Consider the following 1765-nt stretch of genomic DNA (forward strand, 5'->3'; position numbering starts at 1 on the left):
GGGTTCACGGCGTGGTCAGCTCGGTCAGGTCGGCGATCACCTCGGAGGCGGTCACCGCGTCGAGTTCGGCGAAGGTCGGGAACGTCCGGTCGCGGGACCAGTAGTCGCCCGGGCGCCTGTCGAGCCACACCGTTTCCACCCGCTGCTCCGGATACACGTCGTGCATGCCGACCGCGATGCCGTGCTCCGGGGCGAGCACCACGTAGCGGTCGGGGCCCACCCGGCGGGACAGCCAGCGCTCCACACCCGCGTCCTGCGGCGCGCCGCGCTGCCAGCCGCGCCGCTCCATGCCGACCAGCCGGGCGGTCGGCAGCACCGGACCGTTCTCGAAGCGGGTCAGCCGGTGACCGGCGCGCTCCTCGTCGCTCAGCGCGTACACCTGCCGGCCGAGCTGACGGAACGGCTGCAGGATCTCGTAGTCGGCGAACAGCTCCGACCAGGCGCCGAGGTCGTCGCCGAGCAGCAGCGGATGGGCCAGCCGGACGGTCGCCCCCGACGGCAGCACGAACACCTCGTCCCGGACGTCCGCCAGGGTGCGGTCCTCGGCGACCCGGAACGCCGTCGTGGCGCCGTCCGCCTCGGCCAGCCACACCAGCCGGCGCACCAGGTGCCACAGCAGCGGATGTCCGACGAACAGCTGGCCGAACTCCTCCGCCGTCCACGACCGCCGGGTGACCATCGCGTCCTCCAGCCGGCGGATCTGGTCCCCCGCCACCGTGCGGACGTCCTTCTTCAACGCGGCGAACCGCTTGCGCTCGGCCGGCGCCACCTCGGCGTCGTCCCGCGCCCCCGGCACCGGCAGGTCCTTGCGGCGGGCGCCGTCCGCGTCCAGCACGTACGGCTTGAGCTGCTCGTCGAAGCCGACGGTGAACGTGCGGGTGCCGTAGTCGACGACGGTGGTGCCGTCGGCGTCCAGCCCGAAGTCCGGCACCAGGCGGTCGGAGAGCTGCTCCCCGGACAGGCCGAGCCCGGCCGCCACCTCGGCGATCTTCTCCTGCGCCCGGGCCTTGAGCGCCTTGAACTTCACCCGCTGTGCGATGCCGTGCAGGTGCAGCAGGGCGACGTCGCTGCCGATCGCGGCCAGCACCTCCAGACCGTCCACCGCCCGGTGGTGCGCCCCCTCGCCCGGCCACGCCCGGAGCACCGGCGTCAGCCGGCGGACCGTCCCGTCGTCGCCGAGCCGGCCGAGCACGTGCAGCGCCCAGCCGTCCTGCGACGGCATGCCGGCCAGCCGCCACTGCTCGAACACCGCCCAGGCGAAGGCCGTCAGCGACTCCGGCTCGCACACCTCCGCCACCTGCTCCAGGCCCGGGTAGAACGCCCCCGGCTTGGACAGCGCCAGCACGGTGAGCACGTGCCGCACCGCCTCTGGCGGCAGCGCGCCCCCGCCGCCGCGCACCAGCAGCTGCGGCAGCATCATCGGCTCCGCCCAGTCGCCGGGCTGGGGCAGCTTCGCCGGCAGCGCGTTCACCAGCGGGTCGGCGGACAGCAGCACGCCCACCACCTCCGCCGCGTCCGGACCGTACTCACCGGCCACCGCGCACACCGCCGCCGCGCCGTGCGCGGCAGTGATCAGCCGCAGGGCCTGCTCGGCGCCGTGCCGGGCCGGCCCGGCCTTCCCGACCGCGGCGGGCACCAGCAGCCGCGCGGCGTCCAGCCCGTGCCGGCCGAACCAGGCACGGGCGGTGTCCCCGGCCGACTTGAGGCGCACCAGCCAGTCCGCCATGGTCGCGGCCACCCGGCCGTCCAGGTACGGCAGCAGCAG

At 75.1% G+C, this 1765-nt stretch carries 1 protein-coding gene; it reads right to left on the bottom strand.

Going from position 1 to position 1765, the window contains the following annotated elements:
- Positions 1 to 4: 4 nt before the first annotated feature.
- Positions 5 to 1765, bottom strand: a 1761-nt coding sequence (locus tag ABD353_RS39495; RefSeq protein WP_344628553.1) for a DUF4132 domain-containing protein, incomplete at its 5' end; no start/stop codon positions are given.

The organism is Kitasatospora arboriphila, assembly GCF_039528095.1.
Classification (GTDB): domain Bacteria; phylum Actinomycetota; class Actinomycetes; order Streptomycetales; family Streptomycetaceae; genus Kitasatospora; species Kitasatospora arboriphila.